The 1,146-nt window shown below is 50.6% G+C and carries 10 tRNA genes and 1 rRNA gene; all 11 read left to right on the top strand.

Features of this window, described 5'->3' with window-relative positions:
* The first annotated feature begins 10 nt into the window (after positions 1–10).
* A 5S ribosomal RNA gene (rrf, locus tag ACI3EZ_RS07355) occupies positions 11–127 on the top strand.
* Positions 128–134: 7 nt separating this feature from the next.
* Positions 135–207, top strand: a tRNA-Val gene (locus tag ACI3EZ_RS07350).
* Between the two features lie 82 nt (positions 208–289).
* A tRNA-Thr gene (locus ACI3EZ_RS07345) sits at positions 290–362 on the top strand.
* Positions 363–366: 4 nt separating this feature from the next.
* Positions 367–438 (top strand) — tRNA-Gly (locus tag ACI3EZ_RS07340).
* 10 nt (positions 439–448) lie between these two features.
* Positions 449–534 (top strand) — tRNA-Leu (locus ACI3EZ_RS07335).
* Positions 535–538: 4 nt separating this feature from the next.
* Positions 539–612 (top strand) — tRNA-Arg (locus ACI3EZ_RS07330).
* Positions 613–617: 5 nt separating this feature from the next.
* Positions 618–691, top strand: a tRNA-Pro gene (locus ACI3EZ_RS07325).
* Positions 692–711: 20 nt separating this feature from the next.
* Positions 712–785, top strand: a tRNA-Met gene (locus ACI3EZ_RS07320).
* 18 nt (positions 786–803) lie between these two features.
* Positions 804–877 (top strand) — tRNA-Ile (locus ACI3EZ_RS07315).
* Between the two features lie 37 nt (positions 878–914).
* Positions 915–1,006, top strand: a tRNA-Lys gene (locus tag ACI3EZ_RS07310).
* A 13-nt stretch (positions 1,007–1,019) separates the two neighbouring features.
* Positions 1,020–1,111 (top strand) — tRNA-Ser (locus tag ACI3EZ_RS07305).
* Positions 1,112–1,146 lie beyond the last annotated feature (35 nt).

Genomic DNA, 1,146 nt, shown 5'->3' with positions numbered 1-1,146 from the left:
AAGGAAAGAGTGCGGTGATGATGGCCTGAAGGATACACCTGTTCCCATGCCGAACACAGTAGTTAAGCTTCAGCGCGCCGAGAGTAGTTGGGGGACCGCCCCCTGTGAGGGTAGGACGTCGCCGTGCTTTTAATGGAGGATTAGCTCAGCTGGGAGAGCATCTGCCCTACAAGCAGGAGGTCACAGGTTCGAGCCCTGTATCCTCCATATGACTAAGTTAATTAAAATGAGTGATTGACTTTTAAGTTGTTCCTTAATATAATAATAAAGTCGTTTGTGTTGAACAAATGCCGACTTAGCTCAGTTGGCAGAGCATCTGTCTTGTAAACAGAGGGTCGGAGGTTCGAATCCTCTAGTCGGCATTGTGCGGAAATAGTTCAGAGGTAGAACATCACCTTGCCATGGTGGGGGTCGCGGGTTCGAATCCCGTTTTCCGCTTTTGCGTTTTGCCGGGGTGGCGGAATTGGCAGACGCACGGGACTTAAAATCCCGCGGTAAGTGATTACCGTACCGGTTCGATCCCGGTCCTCGGCACTATGCACCCATAGCGCAACTGGATAGAGTGTCTGACTACGAATCAGAAGGTTGTAGGTTCGACTCCTACTGGGTGCATTAAACGGGAAATAGCTCAGCTTGGTAGAGCACTTGGTTTGGGACCAAGGGGTCGCAGGTTCGAATCCTGTTTTCCCGATTGGCGGAAGCCAATAGGATCGCGGTGTAGCTCAGCTGGCTAGAGCGTTCGGTTCATACCCGAGAGGTCGAGGGTTCGATTCCCCCCGCCGCGATATTCATAATTAGAGCTTGGACCTTTAGCTCAGTTGGTTAGAGCAGACGGCTCATAACCGTCCGGTCGTAGGTTCGAGTCCTACAAGGTCCATTGGGGTTCACAATGGATGGTCATTATGAATTATTATGGAGGGTTACTCAAGTCTGGTTAAAGAGGCGTTTCTTTTAGAAATGTAGGTCGGAGTAGTCCGATGCGGAAGTTCGAATCTTTCACCCTCCTTTATGTTTTTCATGGAGGGTTACCCAAGTCTGGCTGAAGGGAACGGTCTTGAAAACCGTCAGGTCGGGGCAACTCGGCGCGAGAGTTCGAATCTCTCACCCTCCTTTAGAGGTAAAATTATCGCGGGATGGAGCAGTCTG

This window comes from Ligilactobacillus sp. LYQ60, from assembly GCF_045033015.1.
Classification (GTDB): domain Bacteria; phylum Bacillota; class Bacilli; order Lactobacillales; family Lactobacillaceae; genus Ligilactobacillus.
Note: the sequence above shows the minus strand (reverse complement) of the source record. Positions and strands in the feature narration are given on the sequence as shown.